The sequence below is a fragment of the Chromobacterium sp. Panama genome, assembly GCF_003052555.1.
GTDB lineage: Bacteria > Pseudomonadota > Gammaproteobacteria > Burkholderiales > Chromobacteriaceae > Chromobacterium.
In genome coordinates, this window is sequence record NZ_QARX01000001.1 from 3,175,794 (window position 1) to 3,201,881 (window position 26,088).

The following is a 26,088-nucleotide window of genomic DNA, read 5'->3' on the forward strand; positions in this document are numbered from 1 at the left end:
CTCAGGCCGCATCCTTCTGCCGCGACAGCACCCATACCGGCAACAGGCCGGCCAGCACGATGGCCACCGCCGGCAAGGCCGCGCGCTCCCATTCGCCCTCGGTGGTCAAATTGAAAATTCTCACCGCCAGCGTGTCCCAGCCGTAAGGCCGGGTCATCAGCGTGATCGGCATCTCCTTCATCACGTCGACGAACACCATCAGCGCCGCGGTGAACAGGCCGCCGCGCAGCAGCGGCAGATGCAGGCGCGCCAGCAGGCGCAAGCCGCTGTAGCCCATATTGCGCGCCGCCTCCTCCTGGCTGCGGCTGATGCGGTGCATGGCCGCGTCCACCGCGGAATGCCCCACGGCCAGGAAGCGCGCCACATAGGCCAGCATCAGCACCAGCAACGTGCCCTTGATCACCGCGCTGGCGTCCGCCGCCAGCCAGGGGCGCAGCCAGTCCAGCAACAGATTGTCGAACCAGGCCACCGGCACGAACACCCCCACCGCCAGCACCGTGCCCGGCACCGCGTAGCCCAGGGTCGCCAGCCGGCTCCACAAGCGGGTCCAGCGCGTAGGATCGCGCCGCGCCGCGTAACTGAGCAATAAGGCGATCATGGCCACCAGAACCGCGGCCAGCGAGGCCAGCAGCAGCGAGTTGGCCACGTGGCCGAGGAAATCCGCGTCCAGGTCCTCGGCCAGGTGGGCGCCGGCCCAGACCAGCAGCTGGCCGAAGGGCAAGACGAAGGCCAGCGCCAGCACCAGCGAGCAGGCGGCGGCAGCCAGCCAGCCGGCCGCGCCTTCCAGCCGCAAGCGCGGCTGCGGCGCCGCCTTGCCGGCCTGGGTATAGGCGCGGCGGCCGCGCGAACGCTGCTCCAGCCACAGCAGCAACAGCACCATCAACACCAGCAAGGACGCCAGTTGCTTGGCCGCCGGCAAGGAGAACAGGCTGAACCAGGCCTTGTAGATGGCCGAGGTGAAGGCGTCGAAATTGAAAATGGCCACGGTACCGAAATCCGCCAGCGTTTCCATCAACGCCAGCATCAGGCCGCCGGCGATCCACGGCCGCGCCATCGGCAGCGCCACGCGGCGGAAGCCCTGCCAGCGCGACAGGCCCAGCGACTGCCCCACCTCCAGCGCGCGCCGGCCCATGGTGGTGAAGGCGTTGCGCGCCAACAGATAGACATAGGGGTAGAAGGCCAGCGACATCACCAGGATCACGCCCGGCGTGGAACGGATATTGGGCACCCAGGACGAATCGCCGAAACGCTCGCGCAGCCAAGTCTGCAAAGGCCCGGTGAAATCGAACAGGCCCAATTGCGAAAACGCCAGCACATAGGCCGGCATCGCCAGCGGCAGCATCAGCGCCCAGTGGAAGAAACGGCGGCCGGGGAAATCATGCACCGCGGTCAGCCAGGCCAGCGGCACGCCCAACAGCAGCACGCCGGCGCCGACGCCGCCTATCAGATACACGGTGTTGAGCAGCAGCTCCGGCAGCGTGTAATCGTACAAATGCCGCCACACCTCCCAATCCGGCGCCAGCAGCGACCATAAAATCACCAGCAAGGGCGCGACGGTCAGCAGGCTGACGCCAAAGGCCAGGCCGCGCCAAGGCGACAGAGAACGGATCATCGGCGGAGAAACCATGTCAAAAACGCAGGGAAACAAGCAAAGACAGCCTGCCGGGGCTTTGGTGCCCGACAGGCTGTAAATAAATGCGGACTGGCTGCCCGCCGCGGCTTATTTGTAGCCGACGCGGTCCATCAGCTTCACCGCTTCCGCCTGGCGCGAACCGGCGTTGGCGACATTGATGTAGCTGTGCTTGAAGTCGCCCCAGGCGGCCACGCGCGCGTCAGGCTTGACCTTGGGGTTGACCGGGAACTCCATGTTCACGTCGGCGAACATATTCTGCGCCTTGGCGCTGGACAGCCACTCCAGGAACTTCAGCGCGCCCTTTTCGTTCTTGGCGTACTTGACCACGCCGGCGCCCGAAACGTTCACATGGGTGCCTTTGCCCGCCTGGTCGGCCCAGAAGATGCCTACCGGCAGATTCGGCGATTTTTCCATCAGGCGGCCGTAGTAATAGGTGTTGGCGATGCCCACTTCGCACTGGCCGGCGGCGATGGCCTCCAGCATCTTGGTGTCGTCCGGGAATTCGCGGGTGGCCAGATTATCCACCCAGCCCTTGACCACTTTCTCGGTCTTCACCGGGCCCAGATCGGACAACATCATCGCCACCAGCGACTGGTTGTAGACTTTCTTGGACGTGCGCAGGCACAACTTGCCCTTCCACTTGGGGTCGGCCAGGTCGGCGTAGCTGGACAGCTGGCCCGGCTTCACTTTCTGGGTGTTGTAGAAAATAGTGCGCGCGCGGATGGACAGGCCGTACCACTCATGGCCCGGATCGCGCAGATAGGACGGAATGTTGGCGTCCAGCAAGGGCGACTTCACCGGCTTGAACAGACCCATCTTGGCGGCCTGCCACAGATTGCCGGCGTCCACGGTCAGCAGCAGATCGGCCGGGCTGTTGCTGCCCTCGGCGCGCAGGCGCTCCATCAGCGGACCTTCCTTGTCCGACACCAGCTTGATGTTGACGCCGGTTTCCTTCTTGTAAACCTCGATGATGGGCTTGAGCAGTTGCTCGGCGCGAGCGCTGTAAACCACTACGTCTTCCGCCATGGCGTGGCCGGCGAAACCCGCCAGGACGGCGGCAAGCATCAGGTGCGTTTTCAAGGTGTGTCCCCTGTTGGGTTGAGCGATAGGAATCGGAGCCTCAATCTAACAAAAATGAGAATGCTTATCAATCTAGTAAACACCACCGATTCCGTTTTAATCGAAACAAATAAAAAGACCCGCCACGGCGGGTCTATCCCAAGCTTGCCAGCCATCACGGCCGGGCTTCACACATCCTCGGAATCGCCCCAGCCGCTGCGGTCGCCAATGTTGAACACCTTGTCTGCCGGGGCCACGTCGCCGGCGCCCAGCGTCGGTTCCGCCGCCAGCCGCGCGTAGATGGGCGCGAAGTCCGGCGCGGTGGCGTCGAACAACTGCTGGAAGCTGTCGATGACGAAATAGGTTTTCTGGAAAGTGTCGATGCGGTAGCGGGTGCGCATGATGCGTTCCAGATCGAAGCCGACGCGGTTGGGGCTGGCGCTGTCCAGGCAGTACACCGATTCGCCCTTGCTGGACACGATGCCCGCGCCGTAGATGCGCATGCCCTTGGGCGTGTTGATCAGGCCGAACTCCACCGTGTACCAGTACAAGCGCGCCAGCATCGGCAAGACGCCCAAGGCCTTGGCCTTCATCCCGCCCTTGCCGTAAGCCTCCAGGTAGTCGGCGAACACCGGATTGATCAACAGCGGCACATGGCCGAACAAATCATGGAACACATCGGGTTCTTGCAGATAATCCAGCTGATGCGGCTCGCGCAGCCACCAGGTGACCGGGAAGCGGCGGTTGGCCAGATGCTCGAAGAACACGTCGTCCGGAATCAGGCCCGGCACCGCGACGATCCGCCAGCCGGTGGCGGCCATCAGTTGTTCATTCAGCTTGGCGAAGTCCGGCACCCGGTCCGCGTCCACGCCCAGGCGCTCCAGGCCTTCCAGGAATTCGTCGCAGGCGCGGCCCGGCAGCATCTCGCTCTGGCGGCGGTACAGCGTGGCCCAGGTGGCGTGGTCGGCGGCGGTGTAGCGCTCCAGCGGTTGCGGCAGGGTGAAGTCCGCGCTGTCGTGGCTGAGTCCGACGTTCTTGCGCGTGGTGATGTCGGGCACGACGAAATCGGCTCGGTCGTTCATGGCGGTGGGTCCGGATATTTAGGTGGATAACTCTATTTTAGGCCCGGAGCGATGCGGGAAGACCGCAAAATTTGCCTGTATGCGATTTTTTTTGCACACTTGCCGCATATAACCGCCATGAAATGCTCACTATGCGCAAAATTGAATTGGACCGCTTCGATTACCAGATCCTGGACGCGTTGCAGCACGACGCCCGCGTCACCCATCAGAAACTGGCGCAGCAAGTGGCTTTGTCCGCGTCCCAGATCGGCCGCCGCATCCAGCGCATGGAGGAAAGCGGCGTGATCCAGGGCTATCAGGTGGCGCTGAAGCCGGAACAGGTGGGCTTGTCGGTGATGGCTTTCGCCCACGTCAGCCTGGAGCGCCACAGCGAAAGCGCCTTGCAGGAATTCGCCCAGGCCATCAACGAACTGCCGGAAGTGCTGGAATGCTACGCCGCCGCCGGCGAGGCGGACTATCTGCTGCGCATCGTGGTGCCGGACCTGCCCTCGCTGTCCACCTTCGTGATGAACCGGCTGATGCGGCTGTCGCTGGTGCGCAGCGTCAAATCCACCATCGCCTTGAACGCGATCAAACAGACGATGAAGCTGCCGCTGTCCTCGGTGCCGGAATGAAAAACGGCGGGAATATCCCCGCCGTTTTTGACTTCAGCCCCCTCAGCGCTTGAGCTTGGCGAACGCCGCCGCCATCGCGGTGTCGCCGGCCGGCTGCTGGCCGCGCTGACGATCGCCGCCACGCCGGTCCTGAGCGCGCGGGCCGTCGTTGCGCGGGCCGCGGCTGTTGCCGGCGCCCGGCGCGTCGTCCAGCCGCATGGTCAGCGCGATGCGCTTGCGCGCCGCGTCCACTTCCATCACCTTGACCTTGACCACGTCGCCGGCCTTGACCACTTTGCGCGGGTCGTCGACAAACTTGTTGGACAAGGCGGAGATGTGAACCAGGCCGTCCTGGTGCACGCCGATGTCGACGAAGGCGCCGAAGTTGGCGACATTGGTGACCACCCCCTCCAAGACCATGCCCGGCTGCAAGTCCTTGATGTCCTCGACGCCGTCCTGGAAGGTGGCGGTCTTGAACTCCGGACGCGGGTCGCGGCCCGGCTTGTCCAGCTCGCGCAGAATATCCATCACCGTGGGCAGGCCGAAGCGTTCGTCGGTGTAATCCACCGCCTTCACCGTTTTCAGGAAACCGGAATCGCCCAGCAGCGACTTCATCTCGCGGCCGGTCTTGAGCACAATCTGCTCCACCACCGGATAGGCTTCCGGATGCACGGCGGAGCCGTCCAGCGGGTTGTCGCCGTCGCGGATGCGCAGGAAGCCGGCCGCCTGTTCGAAGGTTTTGTCGCCCAGCCGCGGCACTTTCAGCAATTGCCTGCGGTTGCGGAAAGCGCCGTTCTGATCGCGGTAGGACACGATATTGGCCGCCAGCGTGGCGTTGAGGCCGGAGATGCGGGTCAGCAGCGGCGCCGAGGCGGTGTTGACGTCGACGCCGACGGCGTTGACGCAATCCTCCACCACCGCGTCCAGCGCGCGCGCCAGCTGGCTCTGGTTGACGTCGTGTTGGTACTGGCCGACGCCGATGGACTTGGGGTCGATCTTGACCAGCTCCGCCAGCGGGTCCTGCAAGCGGCGGGCGATGGACACCGCGCCGCGCAGCGACACATCCAGATCCGGGAATTCCCGCGCCGCCAGCTCCGAGGCCGAATACACCGAGGCGCCGGCCTCGGACACCACGATCTTGGTCATGCCCAGCTGCGGATAGGCGCGGATCAGTTCCTGCGCCAGCTTGTCGGTTTCGCGGCTGGCGGTGCCGTTGCCGATGGCGATCAGATCCACGCGGTGACGCGCGCACAAGGCGCCCAGCACCGCCAGCGAGCGGTCCCAGTCGCGGCGCGGCTCGTGCGGATAGATGGTGGCGGTGTCCAGCAGCTTGCCGGTGTCGTCCACCACCGCCACCTTGCAGCCGGTACGCAAGCCCGGGTCCAGGCCCAGGGTGGCGCGCCGGCCGGCCGGCGCCGCCAGCAAGAGGTCGTGCAGATTGTCGGCGAACACCTTGATCGCCTCGGCGTCGGCGGCGTCCTTGAGCCGCGACACCAGTTCCAGTTCCAGCGACAGGAATATCTTGGCGCGCCAGCACAGGCGCACGCCGTCCAGCAGCCATTTGTCGGCCGGGCGGCCGGCGTCGCTCACGCCGAAGCGCGCGGCGATCAACTGCTCATAGGCGGAGCGCTCGGTGATCGGCGTCTCGTCCGGCTGATACTTCAGCGTCAGGCTGAGCACGCCCTCGTTGCGGCCGCGCAATAGCGCCAGCGCGCGGTGCGAGGGGGTGGCGCGGATGGCTTCGCGGTGCTGGAAATAATCGGAGAACTTGGCGCCCTCGTGCTCCTTGCCGGCCACCACCTGGCCGGCCAGCTCGCCCTCGCTCCACAGTTTTTCGCGCAACCGCCCCAAGAGTTCGGCGTCCTCGGCGAAGCGCTCGATCAGGATGGCGCGCGCGCCGTCCAGCGCCGCCTTGGCGTCGGCCACGCCGGCTTCGGCGTTGACATAGGCGGCCGCGGCGGCGTTGGGGTCCTGGCTAGGATCGGACAGCAGGCCGTCGGCCAAGGGCTCCAGCCCGGCTTCGCGCGCGATCTGCGCCTTGGTGCGGCGCTTGGGTTTGTAGGGGAGGTAAAGGTCTTCCAGCGTGGTCTTGTTGTCGGCGGCGTAGAGCGCGGCCTCCAGTTCGGGGCTCAGCTTGCCTTGCTCGGAAATGCTGCCGAGGATGCTGACGCGGCGCTCGTCCAGTTCGCGCAGATACACCAGGCGCTCGGCCAGAGTGCGAAGCTGGGTGTCGTCCAGACCGCCGGTGACTTCCTTGCGGTAACGGGCGATGAAGGGAACGGTGGCGCCGCCGTCTATCAGTTCGATGGTGGCGGCCACTTGCGCCTCGCGGACGGAGAGTTCCGCCGCCAGACGATGGGAAATGCTTTTCAACATCGGTTTTTATTCTTTCGAGTTGAACAAAAACCGCTACTCTACCGCCATTGCCGACAAAATCAACCGGGACGCCGCATAGGGCGTCCCGAAATCAGCGCAACCGGACAAATCAGGTGCCCGCCGCCACCGGGCTTTCCAACCAGGCCTGGGCCTCTTCCGCGGTATCGAAATACTGGGTGCGGGTATTGGACAGCAGGCCGGCGATGTGGGCGGCCAGCTTGATCCAGACATCGCTGACCACCAGCGCCACGCGGCCGACGTGGTTTTCATGGGCGCGCATGAATTTGACCTCTTCCACCGCCATGTCCAGCGTGAAGTCCTTCAACTCGGTCAGGTCCAGCAGCAGGTCGGGCTTGGCGCACTCGGACTGGCGCTTGAGCAAGGCCTCTTCCAGCAGCTTGAAGTCCGCCAGCGTGAATTCGTTGTACAGCGCCACGTCCAGGCCGTAGTGTTGTTCGCGTATCGAGATCATGTGCTTCTCCTTTGCGGTGTCGCTTTCATTTTAAGGCCTGGCCGCATTGGCGCGGCAAGCTTTTTCAGGCGGCCGGCAGCGTCTTGAGCCAGGCGACGAGCCGCCCGCGGGCGTTGCGGCAGGGCGAGGCGGTGTTGAACTGTATCATCCGCCCGCGCGTCCATTTGTCGTACCAGGCGCGGCCGTACAGCGCCTCGTCGGAGTAGCTCTCCACCAGCGCCTCCACCTGGCGCTGGCTGTCGTCCAGCATCGCGCATAGCCGCGTCCAGTCGCCTATCCCCTGGTAATCGCGGTAGAACTTCTGCGCCAGCAGGCCCAGTTGGTTCCAGCGGTAGCCGGCGTCGGGAAAGTCTATCGGCAGGCCTTCCCGCTCCAGCCGGTGCCACTTCTGCACCAGCGCTTGCCAGCCCAGCAGATAGGCCAGCAGGTCCGCCGCGCTCATCCGGCTGTTCTTGGCGTGGCCGTCCAGTTCCTGGACGAAGGCGCGCTCCGGCGGCACCCGCGCCAACACCGCGCGCAAGCGCCGGTATTCGTCCCTCATCGCCGCCAGCAAAGCCGCCTTGTCCGCCGGTACCGCCATCCTCCCACCCTCCAGGCCGGGTCCGGCGCAGCGCCGGATTTCGCTTCCAGCTTAACGCCGGCTGGCCAGCATGCCGCTGACGATGATCAAACCCATCGCCGCCAAGCCGGCGGCGCTGAGCGGGTCGCCCCACAGCCCCACGCCCAACAGGGTGGAAAACACCACGGTCAGATAGGACAGATTGGCGGCCAAGAGCTTGCGCCCCACTTTATACGCGCGGGTCATCGCCAATTGGGCGATGGTGGCGGTGGCGCCCAGGCCCAGCAGCAACCAGACGTTTTCCAGCGTCACCGGGTGCCAGGTTTCGAACAACATCAGCAGCAGGCCGCCCAGCGTGGAGATCAGCGCGAAATAGAACACCACCTTCCATTCCGGCTCGCCCTGGCGGCCCAGTTCCCTCACGTGCAGATAGGACCAGCCGGCCAGCAGGCCGGAGCCGACGCCGAGCAGGCCGGCCACCCAGGCCTCGCTGGACAAGGTGGGCCGCAGCAACAGCACCACGCCGACAAAGCCCAGCGCCAGGCCGGCCAGCGCCTGCTTGGGCAGGCGCTCGCGCAGCAGGACCACCGACAACAGCGCCAGGAACATCGGCGAGGTGTAGTTGAGCGTGACCGCCGTGGACAGCGGCAAATGGGCGATGGCGTAGAAATACAATAGCATCGAGACGTAGCCGATCAGGCCGCGCTGCACGTGATAGCGCAGCAAGGGGGTGGCGAAGCGATCGCGCCGCCACAAGGCCGCCGCGCCCAGGGTGACCACGCCCATCAGCGTGCGCCAGAACACCAGCTCGGTGGAGGAGAAATACTCGGCGCCCAGCTTGACGAACACCCCCATCAGGCCGAAAAACACCGCCGCCACCACCATCCAGCCCGAACCCAGGCGCCACTTTCCGCTAGTCAAACCACGTTATCCTTATGCATTGTTGTTGAATATCCAAGTTCTGTTTCAACGCAGGGCCGCCATCAGGCCGGACCCCACAATCAAGGCCATCGCCGCCAGCGACCATCCGCTCAGCGGGTCGCCCCACAACACCACGCCCAGCAGCACGGAAAACAGCACCGTCAGATAAGCAAAGCTGGCCACCAGGTATTTGCGCCCGTCCTTGTAAGCGCGAGTCATCGCCAGCTGGCCCAGCATGCCGCAAACGCCGACGCCCAGCAGCGGCAAGACATTGTCCGCCGTCACCGCGCTGAAGCCCGGCCCCAGGATCAGCCAGACGCCGCCGAACAGGCTGGAAACGGAGAAGAACCAGAACACCACCTTCCAGGACGGTTCGCCCATCCGGCCCAGCTCCCTCACCTGAAACACCGCGTAGCCGGCGCTGACGCCGGACAAGAGTCCAATCAGGCCGGCCAGCCACTGCGCCGAACTGAAAGTGGGCCGCAGCAGGATGACGATGCCGACGAAGCCCAGCAACAAGGCCAGGCCGGTGCGCGGCGTCAGGCGCTCCTTCAGTTTGACCACGCACAATAAGGCGAAGAACAGCGAGGAGGTGTAGTTCAGCGTCACCGCGGTGGACAAGGGCAGCCGAGTCAGCGCGTAGAACAGCGCCACCATGGACATATAGCCGACGAAGCTGCGCTTGATGTGGCCGCGCCAATGCGGCGTCCGCGGCGACTGGCGCTTCCAGGCCATCGCCGCGCCCAAGGTCAGCGCGCCGATGGCGGTGCGCCAGAACAGCAGCTCGGTGGAGCCGAAGGCGTCGGCGCCCAGCTTGACGAACATGCTCATCAAGGCGAAGCACAGGGCCGCCACCACCATCCAGCCGGAGCCTAAACGTCCCTGGCGCAAGCGCAGCCCCAGGGTTCTCGCGCCCTCGCTCAGCGCCGGCGTCATCGCTTCAACAATTCCAGCGACAGACAGATGGCCTCCATCTGCCGGCGGTAGGTCTTGAACTCCGACGCGTTGGCGGCGCAGCGCGCCTCCGCCATGCGCTTTTTGTCCCCCAGCTGGAACACGTGCAGATTATGCCGGACGATCCACAAGCGGTTGGAGACGAAACGGCCGTCGCGGTATTCGGTGACCAGCCGGCCGCTGCGGCTGTTGCCGCGGGCAAAATTGGCGGCTTCGCGGTTATCGCCCTCGCGGCGGTATTTCTGCGCCAGCCGGGCCAGGGTGTCGCCGCGCCCCGGCTTGCGCGCGAATACCTGCACATCGATGGCGGCGCGCTCGCGCTGGTCCGCCTTGGGCGGCACCACGCGCAGCACGCGCTGACCGTCCACCACGCTGGGGCGGACCTTCCAGCCCGGCGGCACATTGAAACGCACCCGGCTGGCGGCGTCGGTATAGACGGCGGCCTGGGCCAGCGGAGCCAGCAAGGCCAGCGACAAGGGCAAACAGCGGAAAAGCGTTTTGAGCATGGAATCGGGCAAACCAGAATAAGAAAGGCGCGGACATGGTCCGCGCCTTTCCATTATGACACTGCAAGCCGCCGCTTAACCAGCCAGCGCCGCGCCCATTTTGCGCCGGTAGAACTCGTGGAAGTGCAACATGCCCTCCTCGGTGGGAGATTGATAAGGCCCCACCTCGTTCTCGCCGCGCAGCCACAAGGCGCGTCGGCCTTCGTGCATGCGGTAGCAAATCTCGTCGTCTTCCTTGGCGGTTTCGAAGTAGGCCGCCTGCTCCGCCTCGATGAACTCCGGCTCGAACCACACCACATCCTCCGGGTAGTAGAACTCGGTCAACACCGTGCACTGCTCCGGCCCGCGCGGCATCACCACGCTGACCACCAGCACGTGCGGATACCACTCCACCATGATGTTGGGGTAGTAAGTCAGCCAGATGGCGCCGAACTCCGGCTGCTGATCGGCGTAGCGCCGGCGGACTTCCTCATGCCATTTGCCGTAGGCGCGGGAACCGGAAGTGGCCAGCTGGTTCTTCACGCCCACGGTCTGCACATGGTATTGCGCGCCCCACTCCCATTTCAGGTCGCCGCAATCGACGAAATTGCCCAGGCCGGGGTGGAAGGGATCGACGTGGTAATCCTCGGAATACACTTCGATGAAGGTCTTCCAGTTGAAGCCGTACTCGCTCAGATGGCTGGAATGGTAGGCGTAGCCGTCAAAACTCATGTGCTTGGCCACGCCCAGGTTTTCCAGATCGCGCGCCACATTGCGGCGCGCGTCGAACAAGAGGCCGTTCCAACGCGTCAGCTCGGTCTGGTTCAACTTCAGGCACGGCGTTTCCGGAAAATGCGGCGCGCCCAGCAAAGCGCCTTCGGCATCGTAAGTCCAGCCATGCAGATTGCAGACGATATGATTGCCGTTGCCGCGGCCTTTATAGATGACCGCCTGGCGATGGCGGCAGACATTGGAGATCAGCTTGACCCGTCCATCCACGTTCTTGAGCATCTTGCCGTGGCCCATCCATTCCAGAGTCTGATAATCGCCGGCGTTCGGCGTCATCAGCTCATGGCCATAGTAGAGGGGCGCGTCTCCAAACAGCAGCCGCTGTTCCTGAGCGTAATAGGCAGGATCGAAATAGGTATAGACGGGTAGCTGGGCAGCAGAAGCTTGAAGCAACTGCGCGGAAGCCAGATCAGACATTATTCCCACACCTCCGTGGTAGGGCCTGTTGACGTTTGCCTTCCTTGCTGCGCCCAACCAGCGCCTCGCTTTGTCGGCCACCTCTGGCAGTGAACGACACTGCGACGAGACGGCCTTCGCGCTAAGCGTCCGACTGAAAGCGAACGCGGCAGAAAAACAAACGTCAACAGACCCGAAGATATAAGACCAGCCGAATCTCGCTTAAAACGAGTTTGCGGGACTATCAAAAACAATCAACAAAAACAAGGCCGAACCTTGCGGCCGAGGGGCGGATTATGCCCCCGCCCCCCCACCGGGGCAAGCCTTTCCTCTCTGCTGGAAGCGGGTTCTTGGCGTAAAAACATCAGCTTGCCATACCCAAATCATACTTAGAATAATATTTTTGATAGGAATCAAAGCTTTAGCATTCACGCTGCAATGCAATATTAGAGTCGCTTAATTCATGATGTTATAATCGCCGTCATCGCCGCCGTCCGGCCCTGGAGTCTGACCCCATCTGGACTGTAGCCGATATGCCGCCAGTTACAATGCCTGCCGCGTAAAAGCAGGCGCAGCCATGCTTTTCGCCGGAGACCCCGCGGCGCTGACGCCGGCTTCCGGCAATGCTATACCGATTGAAAGCCACGTCCGACGCAGCGGGAATCCATGCCCGCCGCCGCGGCCGCGAGCTCGGGTCCAATGGCGACAAAACCGCTGATTTTTGCCGAAATGCTGAATTTAACGACTCATCGCGCCAAGCGCCTGCAGCCTGCGACACCGTTCGGTCGGTGCCGGACCGCCATTCGCGCCCATTCCCGCCGCGCGTCACAGGAAAGTCTCTGAAACCATGCAAACCTTTTTCCTCGCACCCATCGGCTTCAACGCCGGCCTGACCTCGGTGGCGCTGGGCGCCATCCACAGCCTGGAACAGGCCGGCCTGCGCGTCGGCTTCGTCAAGCCCATCGCCCAGGGCGCGGACCCCAAGGAGCCGGAGCGCTCCACCCACTTCGCGCGCGCCATCTGCCGGCTCAATCCGCCGGAGCCGATTCCGATGGAGCGGGTGGAACACCTGCTGTCCAAGGGCCAGGTGGATCAGTTGATGGAGGAAGTGGTCAGCCTGTATCAGCAGGCGGCCCATCAGGTGGACGTGGTGCTGGTGGAAGGCCTGGTGCCGGACCAGAAGCAGGTGTTCTCCACCTTCCTCAACACCAAGATCGCCCGCAATCTGCAGGCGCAGACCATCCTGGTCAGCGCCGCCGACAATCTGGCCAGCCATGAGATCGCCGAGCAACTGGAAATGAGCATCCAGGCCTTTGGCGGCGGTCAGGGCGGACAAGTCGCCGGCTACATCCTCAACCGGGTGCCCAAGGATCAGAACGCCCAGGACATCGCCACCGAGGTGCTGGAAAGCGGCAGCCTGATGAAGAAGGTCAGACTGCCGCTGCTGGGCGCCATCCCGCACGAACCCGAGCTGCTGGCGCCGCGCACGCTGGACGTGGCCAATCATCTGAAGGCGCGGCTGCTGCACGCCGGCCAACTGACCAGCCGGCGCGTGCGCACCATGGTGGTGACCGCCCGCACCGTGCCCAATATCGTGCACCTGCTCAAGCCCGGCGCGCTGATCATCACCCCGGGCGACCGCGAGGACATCGTGCTGGCCACCGCGATGGCGGCGATGAACGGGGTGCCGCTGGCCGGCCTGCTGCTGACCTGCGACTCGATGCCGGACCCGCGCATCATGCTGCTGTGCCAGCAAGCCTTCACCGGCGGCATGCCGGTGATGGCCAGCGAATCCAATACCTTCGACACCAGCAGCGCGCTCAACAATATGAGCTTGCAAGTGCCGTCCGACGACCGCGAGCGCATGGAGCGCGTGATCGAATTCGTCGCCGAACACCTGAACGTGGCGCCGCTGAAGCAATACATCGGCGCGCCGCAGGAACTGCGCCTGCCGCCGCCGGCCTTCCGCTATCAGCTGATGGAAAAAGCGCGCAAGGCCAATAAGCGCATCGTGCTGCCGGAAGGCAACGAGCCGCGCACCATCCAGGCCGCCGCCATCTGCCACGAGAAGGGCATCGCCCGCTGCGTGCTGATCGGCCAGCGCGCCGAAATCCTGCAAGTGGCGGAAGCCCAGGGCGTGGCCCTGCCGGAATCGGTGGAAATCATCGACCCCAACGAGGTGCGCGGCCGTTACGTGCCGCCGATGGTGGAACTGCGCAAGAGCAAGGGCCTGAACGCGCCGATGGCCGAGCAGCAACTGGAAGACAATGTGGTGATGGGCACCATGATGCTGGCGCTGGACGAAGTGGACGGCCTGGTGTCCGGCGCGGTGCACACCACCGCCAACACCATCCGCCCGGCCTTGCAGCTGATCAAGACCGCGCCGGGGGCCCGCATCGTCTCCAGCGTGTTCTTCATGCTGATGCCGGAGCAGGTGCTGGTTTACGGCGACTGCGCGGTGAACCCGGACCCGGACGCCGAGCAATTGGCCGACATCGCCATCCAGTCGGCGGACTCCGCCGCCGCCTTCGGCATTCCGCCGCGAGTGGCGATGATCTCCTACTCCACCGGCTCCTCCGGCAGCGGCTCGGACGTGGAAAAAGTGCGCGAAGCCACCCGCATCGCCAAGGAAAAGCGGCCGGACCTGCTGATAGACGGCCCGATGCAGTACGATGCCGCCAGCGTGGAATCGGTGGGCCGCCAGAAGGCGCCGGACAGCGCGGTGGCCGGCCGCGCCACCGTCTTCGTGTTCCCGGACCTCAACACCGGCAACACCACCTATAAGGCGGTGCAGCGCTCGGCCAACGTGGTGTCGGTGGGCCCGATGCTGCAAGGCCTGCGCAAACCGGTCAACGATCTGTCGCGCGGCGCGCTGGTGGACGACATCGTCTACACCATCGCGCTGACCGCGCTGCAGGCGGAGCAAGGCGAGTCCGCTTGAACTGAAGCCGCCCTCCCCCAACCGCCTGCCGCCCGGCAGGCGGTTTCGCCGTTCCGCGCAACAGCGCCCCTCCCCTTCGCCGGCCTGTCCGGTCATGCCATTGCGTTAATTCAAACAATTGTTTTACATTGGAGCGCCATAAGAGCCGCACAACAACAAGCTGCGTCCGCAGCCGCGTCTACAACGCATCAGAGGGGCACTCCATGTCGATTCAAACCATCACCGAATGGTTCATCCCGGACCGCGTCCGCCTATCCCCGGAACAGGCGATCCGCGGCCGCACCGTCGTCGGCGTCGGCCTGCTGGCCGGCCTGGTGGCGCCGCTGTTCGCCGTCGAATACCTGCAACTGGGCCACCGCGCGATGGCCGCCGGCATCGCGCTAGGCGGCCTGGGCCTGCTGCTGGGGCCGCTGCTGCTCAAGCTCAGCGGCGCGGTGCGCTTCAGCGCGGAATTCATCACCAGCTGCATGTACGCGATGGTGTGCTGGATGGTCTACGTCAACGGCGGCATCCAATCCACCAGCATTGTCTGGTTCGCCGCCATTCCCTTCACCGCCGTCTTCGTCGCCACCCGCGTCTCCGGCATGGTCTGGCTGGCGCTGACCGCGGCCGCCATCGGCCTCTTCCTGTGGCTGAGCGCCCGGGGCCTGCTGCCGGCCAACCCGATTCCCCACGCGGAAATCCCCAAGCTGCAAGCCAAATCTCTGGCCGGCCTGTCCCTGGTGGTGCTGGCCCTGGCGCTGGCTTTCGACAAGGCCAAGGTCAAAAGCTTCGAGAAACTGGAAAGCGCGCGGCGCGAGGCCGAACAGGCGCAACAGGCGATGCGGCAGCTGATGGCCCAGCTGACCCAGTCCATCCAGGCCGCTTCCAGCGCCAGCCGCGACATCGCCGGCAGCACCGGCAATATGGCCGACACCATGGCCAGCCAGCGCGAACGCTCCGAGGACATGGTGGTGATCGCCCAGCAGATGGCGGTGGTCACCAGCCAGAACGCCGAGCAATCGGTGACCGCCACCCAGCTGGCCCACACCGCGGGCCAGGCGGCCTTGGGCGGCGGCGAGGCGATGGACCAGGCGGTGCGCCAGCTGAGCAAGGCCGGCGAGGTGATTGCGCTGGCCTCCGGCCGGCTGGAACAATTGGGCGAACGCAGCGCCGAGGTCAGCGGCATCGTGCAGCTGATCCGCGACATCGCCGACCAGACCAATCTGCTGGCGCTCAACGCCGCCATCGAGGCGGCGCGCGCCGGCGAGCTGGGCCGCGGCTTCGCCGTGGTGGCCGACGAGGTGCGCAAGCTGGCCGAGCGCACCCAAAACGCCACCTTGGACATTGAGCAGAAGATCCGGCTGATCGTCGACGGCACCAATCAGGCGCTGGTGGCGATGCGGGACGGCAATCAGCAGATGCGGACCGGCCGCGACCACTCGGTGGACGCCCAGCAAAAACTCTCCGGCATCATCCGCGAAACCGGCGAGCTGGCCAGCCTGCTCAGCCAAATGTCTCAAGCGGAAGCCAATCAGAACCAGGGTTTCGCCCAGTTCGCCCACGACATCACCGCGGTGGGCGAATCCACGCGCAGCCTGTCCGGCGAAACCCAGGCCATCGCCGACGCCATCGCGCGGCTGGATCGCTTGCTGGTGGAACTGGGCCAAAACACCCGCCACCTGCAGCCGCACACCGCCGAGGCATGAAAAACGCCGGCCCCGGGCCGGCGTCGTCCTTTGGACTGGCGAACACCCTTACTGCGGCAACTCGCTATTGCTGAACACCTCCAACTGCACCTGCTTGACCCGCTTGTCCGCGGCCAGACGCTGCTGCAAGGACAGCAGCTCGGCCTGGGCCGGCGCGTCGAACACCACCACGCTCTGGGTGCGGTAGCGCACGCTTAGGCTGTGATCGCGCGCCAGCGCGGCCTCGTCGCGCGGCGAAGCCAGCTTCACCATCACCACGCCGCTGACCTTGGACGGCGCCAGTTCTCCTTCGGAACGCAGCACGTCGCCGCGCTTCAGCGTCGCGCCGCCTTCGCTCGCCGCCGAGCGGGCGCTGACGCCCAGCGGCAGCTTGCCGGCCGGCGCCGCTTGTTTGTAATAAGTCTTGCCGTTGATCACCAGCGGCTGACCGCCCGGCTTCTGCTTGAAGGACGGAACGTCGGCGGCTTGGGCGCCGGCGGCCAGGGCCAGCAGGCCGGCCAGAATCAGGGAATGTTTCATCGTTATGCTCCTTTGTGGCCGATGAAGCGGATGGACCAAGACCGCAGGGTGCCGGCGGCGTTGGGCAGGCTCAGCGTGCGCTGACCCTGAGCGTCGCGGTAGTCGTAATAGTACTCGGCGCCGTTGGTGTCGATCACGCGCAGCCGCCATTGGCCGCGCGCCGATTCGCCGTAGAAGTGGTTGGACAACAGGCGCTGCTGGTTCAGGCCGTAGCTCTCATTCACCAGGCCGGTGCGCGGCGACAGCAATACCGAGCGGGTGCCGGCCGGCGAGATCAGCTCCACCGCCAGGTCGTTGGCGCGGCCGTGCTTCGCGTCCACCAGCACCTGCACCGCTTCCACCGTCAAATCCTCGGCATGGGTGTACGCGCTGTCCAGGCCGGCTTCGCTGGCGTCCGGAATCGCCTTCATCACCGACACCGTCTGCCAGCGCGTCTTCTCCAGCGCCGTCAGCGGCTTGTGATTGCGGCCCAGTTCCACCGCCTTGTCCACATCGATCAGGCCGAAGCCGTAGAACGGGTGGAAAGCGAGGCCGGCGGCGTTGTTCTGCCATCCCGGCAAAGCCTGATAGCTATGCGCGCCGCCCTTGGCGTCCTTGAATGCCAGGGTCACGCCGGCATGATTGGCGTCCACTTTGCGCGCCGATTTGATCAGCAGATCGCGCACATCGCGCGCGCTCAGATTGGGATACGCCGACATCAGCACCGCAAACGAGCCGGAGGCGGCCGGCGCCGCGGCGGAGGTGCCGTTCATGGTGCCGCGGTAATCGCAATTCGGGTCCAGCGTAGTGCCGCCGTGCAACTGATTGGTGGACGGACGCAGCGTGGAGTTGGAGCCGCGGTCGCAACCCACCAGATCGGTGGTCACCATCGCCGGGCTGGCGGTGCCGTACTCGCCGCCCGGCGAGGTCAAGAGCACGTTGGCGCCCACCGAGGAGTAGGACGAGCGCACGCCGTCGGCGTTCAAGGCCGACACCACCACGTTCCAGTAATTGCTGTTGTCGGTGGTCAGGTTGGAGTCCTGGATCGGCAGGCCGTCGTTGCCGGCCTTGGCCAAGACATAAGTGGGCTTGCCGTCGTCGTCAGAGCCGGACTGGAAGCTGACGTAGGCGTTGCCCGCCGACTTGACGAAGACCGCTCCCTTGCCGCCGTTGCTGCGCAGGCTGACGTCCTCGTGCGCCTCGTCGCGCACCCGCAGCGTCATATCGGTGTCCGGATTGCCCGGGATCGAGCGGATCGCCGAGCTGCCGTAGCTCTGGTTGAACACGCGGGAGAGGGTGGACGACTGACCGGCGCTGTCGCTCGGCGACTTGCCGTGAGACAACATCCAACCGGCGGTGGTTTGCGCCTTCAGCCAGTTGAAGCCGTTCAGGCTGGCCGCCGGCGCCACGCCGCGGCCGCCCAGATTGTTGAAACCCACCGCGGCGGCGATGCCGGCCACGGCCGTGCCGTGGCTGTCGGTGGCCGAGCTGGGGGTCGGGTCGTCGCTATTGTTGGCCAGGTTCTTGGAACCGGGCACCACATTGCCCGCCAGGTCCGGATGGCGGATTTCCAAGCCGTCGTCGATGACGGTCACCGTCACGCCGCGGCCCTGGATGCTGCGCGAATGGCTGAGCGCCAGATTCAGATCGATGCCGGCCACGCCGCCGCGCTGCGAGAACGCGTTCTGCCCCGTGTTTTGCAGGAACCATTGCTGGGACACCAGCGGATCTCCCGCTTGCAAGGGCGTTGCGGCCTGACCGGCCAGGGACGCCAGGGCCAGCGAAACCGCGCCCACCGTGATATGGATACGCATTGCATCTCCTAAGTGTCGAAACTGCTGTCGATAGGGAACAACCGCCGTGAGTCCGAGGCTGCCACCCCATCGCTCCCGGCCATTCGCCGCCGCCTGCCAGCGACGGTGAAATCCTCGGTTCTTCGCCGGCGCCCAAACCCGGAACACTAGCCGCCCTGCTCCGGGCGCCATGCGGCGAACCTGCGTCGGCGCTCGCGCCGGGCCGCCGAGGCGGCGTCCGTCGCCGCGTTCAGCCGGCCCAAGCGGCGCCTGCCTAAGCAGTGAATCATCAAAGCCAAAAATGCCAAAGTCCTATTTATTTTTATCGTATATAAAAACTTCATAATACAAAATGCAATAATTCCCATTCGCAAATATGACAACACGAAGCAACAAAGCCCGAAAAATCTTGTCAAAATCAACCGCTTAGCAGGGAAAGGACTAGACAAGCCACCGCCAGCCACGCCGCGAGCGGCCAGCCGAAAGCGCCGCCGGACCGGTGGGCGGGCGTCAGGATTTGTCAGACAGAAACGCTAGGGAAGGGAAAAAAAAGGAACAAAAAAACGCCCCGGACGGGGCGTTTTGATTGGAAGGCGATGCCGGCGCGGGTTTTAGTCGCGCTCGCCGGCGAAGGCCAGCAGCAGTTGCAGCAAGCTGGTGAACAGATTGTAGATGCTGATGTAGATGGACAGCGCGGCGGAAATATAGCTGTCCTCGCCGCCGTCCACCACCACCTTGACCTGCCACAGAATCATCAGCGAGCTGAACAGCGCGAAGGCCGCCGAGATCATCAGATGGAAGGCCGGCATGCGCAGGAAGATGTTGGCCACCACCGCCACCATCAGCACGATGGCGCCCACGGTCAGGAAGTTGCCCAGGCCGCTCAGATCGCGCTTGGTGGTGGTGGCGATGCCCGCCATCACGAAAAACACCAGCGCGGTGGCCGCGCCCGCGGTCATGATCAGCTGGCCGCCGTTGGAAAACTTGAACGCCAGTTGCAGCAAGGGCCCCAACAGCAAGCCCATCAGGAAGGTGAAGCCCAGCATCAGGAACACGCCGGCCGAGCTGTAGCGGTTTTTCTCGATGGCGAACACCAGGCCGTAAAACACGGCCAGGATCGCCAGCATGCCGATGATGGGGCTGCCGGCCAGAAAGCCGAAATTCATATTGGTGCCGACGATGGCCCCCATCACTGTGGGGATCATCGACAAGCCCAGCAAACCATAAGTATTGCGAAGAACCTTATGGCGTACCTCGGCCATACCGGTCGTCTGATAGGCCGTCTCAAGGTTCGGGTGCATAATTAAGCCTTTCTCCAAAGGGATTTTTATCAAATTGTACCGACAGTGACCGCCGCCGTGGCAATAAGTTTCCAGGCGGGCCGGCTTGCGCCGGGAAAGCGCTTCGGGTATTCTTGCACTCCCTTGCAAATTAGGGCTTCTGGCCGGATTTGCAAGCGGCATCAAAGCGAAAGTGGCGGAATTGGTAGACGCACTGGATTTAGGTTCCAGCGCCGCAAGGCGTGAGAGTTCGAGTCTCTCCTTTCGCACCATTAAATCTGTTAAGCCTCAATAACTTACTGATTTCAAAGGCCATTCCAGGCCAACTGCTACAGTTGTGTGCTACACTTGGCCCCATGCCAGACATGCCTAAGCATACCAATGTACTCCGCCGCACAGGCTCTTCAGTCTACTACTTCCGCATCACGATCCCTACTGATTTACGCCCCCATTTCAACGGCAAAAAAGACGTGTGGCGCTCACTGCAAACACGAGACCTCCGAGAGGCGAACCGCCTTGCCGCAAGAATACGCGTGGAGTGGGACGATCAGTTTGCCGAACTTCGCGCCAAGGACAAGGCCACTGTAGTCGTAGCCCTCTCAGACGATGACATAAGCCGCATCGTTCATATGCACCAATCTCGTATGATGACGTTCGATAGCGAGTTACGATCACAGGGCCTGGACAACGCGAGATATGAACAACTAGGAGACGATCTCTCCCGGCTGGATCAAGATGCACGTGCGGCCATCGCTCGAGGAGACACTTGGTCAGTTGTAAATGCCCTTGAAGACAGCCTCCGCTTTGAAGGCATCGAGTTGGATACAAGCTCTGTCGACTACAAGAGGCTCGTCTCAGCCGCATCCAAGGCATACAAACGCACCGTAGATGCCTTGAAAGCCCGCCACGAGGGCGAAGTAGTCGACGATGTGCCTATGCCCTCTTTGGCCCCTTTACAGGCTAGGGCGGCCATAGCCAGCAAGGGAGCGCCGACTCTAGTAGATATTCTCAACAAATACCAAACCGAACGGAAGCTGAAAAGCAAATCATTTGACGATATGCTTCAAGTGGTTAACCGTTTTCATGATTGCATCGGCACCCTACCAGTCAAGCAGATACTTAAAGCACATGGCCTCAAGTACAAGGAAGCCCTCTTGCAGAAAGGCCTCTCCGCCAAAACGATCAATTCCAAGCACCTGGCGTTCTTGAAAACGCTACTGAATTGGGCTGCACAAAACGATTACATCGAACAAAACCCCATCGCCTCCGTCCGCGTCGTAGTCGGAAAAGTTCAAAAAGAGTCGCGGACCTCCTATGACCTGAAGACACTCCAAGCTATCTTCAACAGCCCGATCTACGCCACCGAAAATACACGGCCTGTAGCTGGCAAGGGAGAAACAGCTTTCTGGCTGCCGCTGTTGGGCCTATTTACGGGAGCAAGGCTAGAAGAACTGGCTCAACTCAAAGTATCGGACATTGTTAAGGATAGCCTAGGGTGGCATATTCATATCACGGACAGAGACGATGAAGGTTCAGTGAAAACCAACGAGTCAAGGCGTCGAGTTCCTCTTCATTCGGAACTGGAACGAATGGGATTTGGCAATTACCTAGAGACACTGCCTCCCACTGGATACCTATTCCCAGAATTAACGCCCGACAAATATGGAAAGCGTTCATCTCTATGGTCACAGTGGTGGGGAAAGTGGTGTAGAAGGCAATTAGGAATTACAGACAAGCGCATGGTGTTTCACTCATTCCGGCATAGCTTCAAGGACATATGCAGAGAAGCTGAGGTAGATGAAGAAACACACGATGCCCTCACCGGCCACACTAACTCATCAACATCTAGGAGCTATGGGTCTGGAACCTACCCATTGAGTCCACTATTTGTTGCAATCGGCCAATTAAATTTCAAAAACATAGGACTATCACATATCTCTTGGCAAAGATCATACTGAGCACGATTGTGTTTTTCTGTTCAATAGCACAAAAGCCAAAGACAGGCGCTGAAGTTACACCTCGTTAGGTAACATAAGTGCCTATCTTTTAAAAGAATTTACTTGAACCTAGAGCAAAGCTGCTCCGTGCTCACCTTGTAAGTTGCATTGAAAAGTCACAGCGATCTTGCGTTTGATAAACCACTGTTTCACCGTGATAGTCTGCACGGGATTTATATACTTCTTTCCCGCATGCCAACAACTTGTATCCAGCCCCGCTAGATGGCTTGCCGCTTCTTGAAACCAAGGTAAAGTTGCCCCGATAGTTCCCGCTGCCCACAACTTCTACAAAGCGCACTGCATTCACATCAATATCAAAAGGGGGTGATACAAATTGACTTCTTCCTTGGCCATCCGTCCGTCCCTGCAATGAAATCGCAGGAGCTTCGCCGCTGGACTTCGGATCATGGACCTGAAGTAGATAAGGAGTATTTTTGAGCACCCTCCCCGTCTCCGGGCTATGCAGCACAAAATAGCAGCCTTTATTTACACCTTGCTCGCCTTGCCCCACTTTCTCAATTGGCGATGAATGACACTGATAAGTCGCTTTCATCGCGGCGCGGATCGCCTCAGGTTCAAGCGGCCCATTAAGGGCGCAACCTGTCACAATTAATACAGCTGACAAAATCCCAAAGCGGGAAACAATCCTTGAAATGCTCATCATAAAAATTGGCTCAATTAATTATAAGACCGAAAACGAATAGATTTCACTACAGCCTCGTATAAAGCTAGAGCTTCTTTTTGAGTTATAGTTGATGGAATTGACTGGCCTGCCCCCACTTCACCTGTGCTAACTTCAAGATGCACACTTGGCTTTAAAGCATTGCCAACCTCTCCCAAAGTCTCCCAATAAAAACCGTACACCTTTCCCATTCCATCATCTGAAGGAAATATTTTTAGAGACTCTTCACCTTTATTTCCATTCACATCTCTCACGCCTGAACGCAACGTATTTATTTTGGCTAGCACTTCTTTGGGGAATGACTTATAACGTTCATCGCTTCTATCTAGCAATGTTTTTTCCTGCCTGAAGTAAACATCACTTGATAGGCGGACGAAAACATCCGGATGCTTCTTTAAAGTAAAACTCAAACTTACACTCTCAATCTGCTGAGTCTTTCCATCTCCGGCAACAAACCCATTCTCAAAACAAAACCCAGCCTCTTTTGGTATGTCATTGCTGGAACGATATCGCAAGCTTGACATTAGTTTTTTATATTGCTCAACCGTCTGGGAGATGCTTTTCCCATCAAACCCTTCTCCCCCAGTGTAAAAATATGTTCCCGCACCGGGTCTGGTGGATGGAACCAACAGATAAGCATCAATTCCGTAAGCTGTTGTGCTGTATAAATCAGCCTTGGAGACTATGATCCTCTTATTGTTATCCCCTTCAAATTCTGATCCGGCATATTTAAAGCCTCGCTTATAATTTTCACTCTTTCTCTTCTCGAGTGATTTTGCAACAAGTTCTTTAAATTTCTGTGGACCACGCCCAGAGTCAATAGAGCCAGAGATATATTTATTTGTTCCGCCAATCAATTCCAGCTCGAGCGGAACATCAACCACATAGCGACCGAAGCAGTAAGTTTTGCTTTTCTCAAACATCTCCCCTCCCTCTGCAATTACGTTTGAACTACCCCCTGCTACTATTAATAATGAGAGTGCAAGCGTCTTCATTAGATAACCCTTTAAGGTTTTGCTGGCTCGGCAAGCTGTATTAGTCTGGCAATGCCATAAATAGTAGCTCTAATTGTAAATTTATCTCCATAGCTTTTTTGATGATCAAACCCTCTCATCTCAAAGACAGCTTGTGGAGTTGGTTGTAATTTTGCTAACACAGCACCAGAATCAAGTGGAACAGTACCATCGCCCGCTTGGTTTCGCTCATTTCTCAACTTCAATTTCACCTTCGGGCTACCCTCCTGCTGATACAGTGAAACTGTGGACTTGCCAGTCAGACTACGGCCACTATCCTTATTCAACAACAAGGGTAGCGCATCGTCATCAGGCAAACTCTCTGTCTCCCAGCTTACTTGTCCAAAAGCACGGTATTTTTTCTCATCTGCCCCATAATATCCATAAGTCTGGGGATGAGCATACAGACCAACTGTATCATGGAACAGTTCAGCCTTAGAAAGAGACGTTTCATAAACTTGTCGAGGAGGTGCAACCGTTTTGATTGTATTGGCTGGATCAATCAGATCTGGATCAAGCATTCCCCACCAACATTCGTCAGTAGTTTTACTATATATTTCTTCATAAGGATCAGCCTTTGGTAGATGAATTAACACCTCTTCTCTAGCTCCAGAACCTTTGACAACTCTTAGCCAGCCAGAAGGATAGTGCTTTGTAGGCAGCAACTCCAACGGCCCAGGAGAACAAGCTAACGTCGGAGTAACATCTGCCGCATTCCAGCCAATAATTGACGCAGTTGCCGCGCCAACGATATCGAAAAAACCACCGACTTCAGTGCCGGCCCGAAAGCGTCGATAAACTACCGGAGCACCCGCTACAGGCTGTACCCCATGTACAATCCCTAATACCTTATCCTCCGCTAGTTGAGCTGCGCGGCGTGTAACTAACCCTCCCATAGAATGGGATATCAGAATCACTTTACCATCACAATGAAAGTAATCACTTTTTTGGTAATAAGCAATGATCTCGTCAATTTTTACAATCAGAGACTGAGCAGACTCTTCATTACTTTGAAGCCAATTGTAGCCATGCGCCCAGACCGGATAGTAATAATCATCAAGTTTAAGAACATCTTCCTGAGAAAGCGATTTAGGTACTTTATTCCAGGCAGTAACTGTTTCTTCAGCCAAAAAAGAATAATCAGGCTCTCCCTTGACTCGTTCCGCTTTGGAGTGTCCTCCTGCAAGATGACTCAGTAAACCAATTTCAGGAAGCAGGAAATTGCCACGCTCTTTAGGAAGTCCTGGCTTACTATACTGATCATTCAGACTAATCTCCAATTGACTCAGAATGCCATGATAGCTTTCTGCATGAAGTGCCCCCCAACCTCTTTTTTTTGCCTCTTCAGATGTTAGCCAGAAAACATCCGAAGGCGCTTCGCAGGGGCCATCCCAATTGACCTCAGTCTCTTTCGGATCAAACAAACCTTGGCGAGTTCCTGGCGATTGCATAGCGCCTTTCCCTGCGGCACCAATGCCAGAAAATACGCCATTAGGAGGAGACCAAGCATTGCCCCGGCCCCCTCTTAATTTTAGATTTGTCCCCATAATTCCCGGAACAAAAATTATAGGAATCACCGTATGCGGCGGCTTTACACACAGAGCACATTGCTTAAAGGATTCAGGGCTTTGAGTTGAATTAAATTTAGGATTACCATTTTTATCGAACTCTAGCTTAATCCGACGAGTAGCCTTTTCATTCACCCACGCGGTCATACTATTTCCGATTCAAAAACATTGTTAATTGTTCAGTGGCTTTTCCTACAACAGTCTCTGTTGTCCCTGTAGCGTCTGTACTCCCGCCTCCAACAACAGCCCCCTGTCCATTTTTTAGCTCATGCGCAATCTGAGTTTGGGCTATACCAGAGCGGCCTGAAACCGCAAAAGTTTCATTGGTTTTAAAACTACTCTTAGGCATATTTGGCAGCTGTAGCGAACTATTCCCGGGACCTTCCATCGAATGACTAGATGCTTTCTGAGTGTGAGAACCAGAGGCTTGAGTGATGATACTACCACCACCATAAGCTGCTGAAGCACCTTGAGCCGATATTGTTATTTTGGGCGCAGAAAGGACAATCTCCTCTAAGGAGTACAGCATTAATTTTTTAGCCGCACCAATTTCAACTTCATCGTTTTGGGCTTGCAACTGAATTTTGCCAGCCGCCGCAATAAATTTCATGCCTAATTGCTGCACAAATATTGACAAGGACTGCCCAACACGAAAGCGGAGTTTTTGCCCGACACTGACATTACTATCTTTAGCTGTAACTAGATCATAGTTTGAGCCTGCCGCCATATTAATACTAGAATCCGATGAAACAGCAATACCTTGAGGAGCAGTCAACGCTAGCATTCCTTTACCTCCATTCTTACCTTCTTTAGAAGTGTTGCTTCCCGCTTCCCATTGTTTTAAATCTTCAACTAGCTGCTGTTGTAACCTTGTATCCGTAGTTTCTGCCTCATGAATCTCTGAGGTTTTAGCTAGCTCTTGTGCAATCGACAAGGCCATTTCTAACTGACTTATCAATTCATCTCGATCCAACTGCCCGCCCTGAGCCTTGGGCTGGCCATGCGCACTAACAAGAACTCCTCTAGCAGCTCGAATTGCTCCGGCTAAGTCGGATCGCAATTCGAAACCTTCACCCCGAGGTTCTGCTTTCCCGTCTTTGCGGGGATGCGTCAAAAAGCCCTGGTTCAACTGGGTCTTGCCTGGCTCACTGGAAAGCTTGGCGCGAACTTCGCCGGGGGTATCATCAAACAGCAGCTCACTGTAGCCGCCTCCTTGATGCTCTTTGGACTTGATGCCGGAGAGGGTCTTGTTCGCTGGCAAAGCCCCTGCGCCGCTAAAGTCCGGGGTGGCGTGGCTGCCGTTATAGAG

Annotated in this window: 21 protein-coding genes and 1 tRNA gene; 5 read left to right on the forward strand and 17 right to left on the reverse strand. The window is 60.2% G+C overall.

The window, feature by feature from the left end; genetic code table 11:
* Position 1: 1 nt before the first annotated feature.
* The 3 genes from DB032_RS14390 to phhA all read right to left on the reverse strand — a co-directional run bounded on the left by DB032_RS14390 (position 2) and on the right by phhA (position 3,774).
* Positions 2-1,612, reverse strand: coding sequence for an iron ABC transporter permease (locus DB032_RS14390; RefSeq protein ID WP_107800087.1), 1,611 nt, complete (start codon positions 1,610-1,612; stop codon positions 2-4).
* Between the two features lie 108 nt (positions 1,613-1,720).
* Positions 1,721-2,713 (reverse strand): extracellular solute-binding protein, encoded by a 993-nt coding sequence (locus tag DB032_RS14395; protein WP_107800088.1) that lies wholly within the window; start codon positions 2,711-2,713, stop codon positions 1,721-1,723.
* A gap of 167 nt (positions 2,714-2,880) precedes the next feature.
* On the reverse strand, positions 2,881-3,774 hold the full coding sequence (gene phhA / locus DB032_RS14400) for a phenylalanine 4-monooxygenase (protein WP_107800089.1): 894 nt from the start codon (positions 3,772-3,774) through the stop codon (positions 2,881-2,883).
* A 131-nt stretch (positions 3,775-3,905) separates the two neighbouring features.
* Between phhA and DB032_RS14405 the strand changes: the two genes are divergently transcribed.
* Entirely contained in the window at positions 3,906-4,388 is a 483-nt protein-coding gene (locus DB032_RS14405) for an Lrp/AsnC family transcriptional regulator (RefSeq protein WP_227104270.1), read from the forward strand.
* A 42-nt stretch (positions 4,389-4,430) separates the two neighbouring features.
* Here DB032_RS14405 and DB032_RS14410 read toward each other — a convergent pair whose 3' ends face one another.
* From DB032_RS14410 to DB032_RS14440, 7 genes are all read right to left on the reverse strand, one after another.
* Complete coding sequence (locus DB032_RS14410) at positions 4,431-6,743, reverse strand: Tex family protein (protein WP_107800090.1); 2,313 nt, start codon at positions 6,741-6,743, stop codon at positions 4,431-4,433.
* Positions 6,744-6,852: 109 nt separating this feature from the next.
* On the reverse strand, positions 6,853-7,215 hold the full coding sequence (locus DB032_RS14415) for an STAS/SEC14 domain-containing protein (RefSeq protein WP_048415463.1): 363 nt from the start codon (positions 7,213-7,215) through the stop codon (positions 6,853-6,855).
* A gap of 64 nt (positions 7,216-7,279) precedes the next feature.
* Positions 7,280-7,795, reverse strand: a complete 516-nt coding sequence (locus DB032_RS14420; RefSeq protein WP_107800091.1) for a ClbS/DfsB family four-helix bundle protein — start codon at positions 7,793-7,795, stop codon at positions 7,280-7,282.
* A 51-nt stretch (positions 7,796-7,846) separates the two neighbouring features.
* Entirely contained in the window at positions 7,847-8,659 is an 813-nt protein-coding gene (locus DB032_RS14425) for a DMT family transporter (RefSeq protein WP_107800092.1), read from the reverse strand.
* 81 nt (positions 8,660-8,740) lie between these two features.
* Positions 8,741-9,631 (reverse strand): DMT family transporter, encoded by an 891-nt coding sequence (locus DB032_RS14430; protein ID WP_233246720.1) that lies wholly within the window; start codon positions 9,629-9,631, stop codon positions 8,741-8,743.
* Positions 9,628-10,155, reverse strand: coding sequence for a hypothetical protein (locus DB032_RS14435; RefSeq protein WP_107801906.1), 528 nt, complete (start codon positions 10,153-10,155; stop codon positions 9,628-9,630). Before DB032_RS14435 ends, DB032_RS14430 begins: the two co-directional genes overlap by 4 nt.
* Positions 10,156-10,230: 75 nt before the next feature.
* Positions 10,231-11,340, reverse strand: a complete 1,110-nt coding sequence (locus DB032_RS14440) for an aromatic ring-hydroxylating dioxygenase subunit alpha (RefSeq protein WP_107800093.1) — start codon at positions 11,338-11,340, stop codon at positions 10,231-10,233.
* Positions 11,341-12,166: 826 nt separating this feature from the next.
* Here DB032_RS14440 and pta point away from each other — a divergent pair.
* On the forward strand, positions 12,167-14,260 hold the full coding sequence (gene pta, locus DB032_RS14445; RefSeq protein WP_107800094.1) for a phosphate acetyltransferase: 2,094 nt from the start codon (positions 12,167-12,169) through the stop codon (positions 14,258-14,260).
* A 203-nt stretch (positions 14,261-14,463) separates the two neighbouring features.
* Positions 14,464-15,948: a methyl-accepting chemotaxis protein gene (locus tag DB032_RS14450; protein ID WP_107800095.1), complete on the forward strand. Its 1,485-nt coding sequence runs from the start codon at positions 14,464-14,466 to the stop codon at positions 15,946-15,948.
* Between the two features lie 48 nt (positions 15,949-15,996).
* Here the strand turns inward: DB032_RS14450 and DB032_RS14455 are convergent, their stop codons facing one another.
* From DB032_RS14455 to DB032_RS14465, 3 genes are all read right to left on the reverse strand, one after another.
* Positions 15,997-16,467, reverse strand: coding sequence for a hypothetical protein (locus tag DB032_RS14455; RefSeq protein ID WP_107800096.1), 471 nt, complete (start codon positions 16,465-16,467; stop codon positions 15,997-15,999).
* A 2-nt stretch (positions 16,468-16,469) separates the two neighbouring features.
* The gene (locus tag DB032_RS14460; RefSeq protein WP_107800097.1) at positions 16,470-18,260 is read right to left on the reverse strand and encodes a S8 family serine peptidase; all 1,791 of its coding nucleotides are present in this window, start codon (positions 18,258-18,260) and stop codon (positions 16,470-16,472) included.
* Positions 18,261-18,850: 590 nt separating this feature from the next.
* The gene (locus tag DB032_RS14465; RefSeq protein ID WP_039753556.1) at positions 18,851-19,540 is read right to left on the reverse strand and encodes a Bax inhibitor-1/YccA family protein; all 690 of its coding nucleotides are present in this window, start codon (positions 19,538-19,540) and stop codon (positions 18,851-18,853) included.
* A 166-nt stretch (positions 19,541-19,706) separates the two neighbouring features.
* Here DB032_RS14465 and DB032_RS14470 point away from each other — a divergent pair.
* Together DB032_RS14470 and DB032_RS14475 are read left to right on the forward strand one after the other, a co-directional pair.
* Positions 19,707-19,791 (forward strand) — tRNA-Leu (locus DB032_RS14470).
* Positions 19,792-19,884: 93 nt separating this feature from the next.
* Positions 19,885-21,477: a site-specific integrase gene (locus tag DB032_RS14475; protein ID WP_158274311.1), complete on the forward strand. Its 1,593-nt coding sequence runs from the start codon at positions 19,885-19,887 to the stop codon at positions 21,475-21,477.
* Positions 21,478-21,607: 130 nt separating this feature from the next.
* On the opposite strand, the gene DB032_RS23785 is transcribed toward DB032_RS14475, so the two are convergent.
* The 4 genes from DB032_RS23785 to DB032_RS14485 all read right to left on the reverse strand — a co-directional run.
* Complete coding sequence (locus DB032_RS23785; protein WP_146176685.1) at positions 21,608-22,180, reverse strand: hypothetical protein; 573 nt, start codon at positions 22,178-22,180, stop codon at positions 21,608-21,610.
* A 14-nt stretch (positions 22,181-22,194) separates the two neighbouring features.
* On the reverse strand, positions 22,195-23,121 hold the full coding sequence (locus DB032_RS23790; RefSeq protein WP_146176686.1) for a T6SS immunity protein Tli4 family protein: 927 nt from the start codon (positions 23,119-23,121) through the stop codon (positions 22,195-22,197).
* Between the two features lie 83 nt (positions 23,122-23,204).
* Positions 23,205-24,926 (reverse strand): hypothetical protein, encoded by a 1,722-nt coding sequence (locus DB032_RS14480; protein ID WP_107800099.1) that lies wholly within the window; start codon positions 24,924-24,926, stop codon positions 23,205-23,207.
* A 1-nt stretch (position 24,927) separates the two neighbouring features.
* A partial coding sequence (locus DB032_RS14485; protein WP_146176790.1) for a type VI secretion system Vgr family protein occupies positions 24,928-26,088 on the reverse strand: 1,161 nt, incomplete at its 5' end.

Bases quoted from the DNA above. Each gene is read 5' to 3' on its own strand.
- DB032_RS14435 (WP_107801906.1), bottom strand. From the start codon at position 10,155: ATGCTCAAAACGCTTTTCCGCTGTTTGCCCTTGTCGCTGGCCTTGCTG.
- DB032_RS14405 (WP_227104270.1), top strand. From the start codon at position 3,906: ATGCGCAAAATTGAATTGGACCGCTTCGATTACCAGATCCTGGACGCG.
- DB032_RS14410 (WP_107800090.1), bottom strand. From the start codon at position 6,743: ATGTTGAAAAGCATTTCCCATCGTCTGGCGGCGGAACTCTCCGTCCGC.
- DB032_RS14390 (WP_107800087.1), bottom strand. From the start codon at position 1,612: ATGATCCGTTCTCTGTCGCCTTGGCGCGGCCTGGCCTTTGGCGTCAGC.
- DB032_RS14420 (WP_107800091.1), bottom strand. From the start codon at position 7,795: ATGGCGGTACCGGCGGACAAGGCGGCTTTGCTGGCGGCGATGAGGGAC.
- DB032_RS14430 (WP_233246720.1), bottom strand. From the start codon at position 9,631: ATGACGCCGGCGCTGAGCGAGGGCGCGAGAACCCTGGGGCTGCGCTTG.
- phhA (WP_107800089.1), bottom strand. From the start codon at position 3,774: ATGAACGACCGAGCCGATTTCGTCGTGCCCGACATCACCACGCGCAAG.
- DB032_RS14450 (WP_107800095.1), top strand. From the start codon at position 14,464: ATGTCGATTCAAACCATCACCGAATGGTTCATCCCGGACCGCGTCCGC.
- DB032_RS14415 (WP_048415463.1), bottom strand. From the start codon at position 7,215: ATGATCTCGATACGCGAACAACACTACGGCCTGGACGTGGCGCTGTAC.
- DB032_RS14460 (WP_107800097.1), bottom strand. From the start codon at position 18,260: ATGCGTATCCATATCACGGTGGGCGCGGTTTCGCTGGCCCTGGCGTCC.
- DB032_RS14480 (WP_107800099.1), bottom strand. From the start codon at position 24,926: ATGACCGCGTGGGTGAATGAAAAGGCTACTCGTCGGATTAAGCTAGAG.
- DB032_RS23785 (WP_146176685.1), bottom strand. From the start codon at position 22,180: ATGATGAGCATTTCAAGGATTGTTTCCCGCTTTGGGATTTTGTCAGCT.
- pta (WP_107800094.1), top strand. From the start codon at position 12,167: ATGCAAACCTTTTTCCTCGCACCCATCGGCTTCAACGCCGGCCTGACC.
- DB032_RS14425 (WP_107800092.1), bottom strand. From the start codon at position 8,659: ATGGTGGTGGCGGCGGTGTTTTTCGGCCTGATGGGGGTGTTCGTCAAG.
- DB032_RS14440 (WP_107800093.1), bottom strand. From the start codon at position 11,340: ATGTCTGATCTGGCTTCCGCGCAGTTGCTTCAAGCTTCTGCTGCCCAG.
- DB032_RS23790 (WP_146176686.1), bottom strand. From the start codon at position 23,121: ATGTTTGAGAAAAGCAAAACTTACTGCTTCGGTCGCTATGTGGTTGAT.
- DB032_RS14475 (WP_158274311.1), top strand. From the start codon at position 19,885: ATGCCTAAGCATACCAATGTACTCCGCCGCACAGGCTCTTCAGTCTAC.
- DB032_RS14455 (WP_107800096.1), bottom strand. From the start codon at position 16,467: ATGAAACATTCCCTGATTCTGGCCGGCCTGCTGGCCCTGGCCGCCGGC.
- DB032_RS14465 (WP_039753556.1), bottom strand. From the start codon at position 19,540: ATGCACCCGAACCTTGAGACGGCCTATCAGACGACCGGTATGGCCGAG.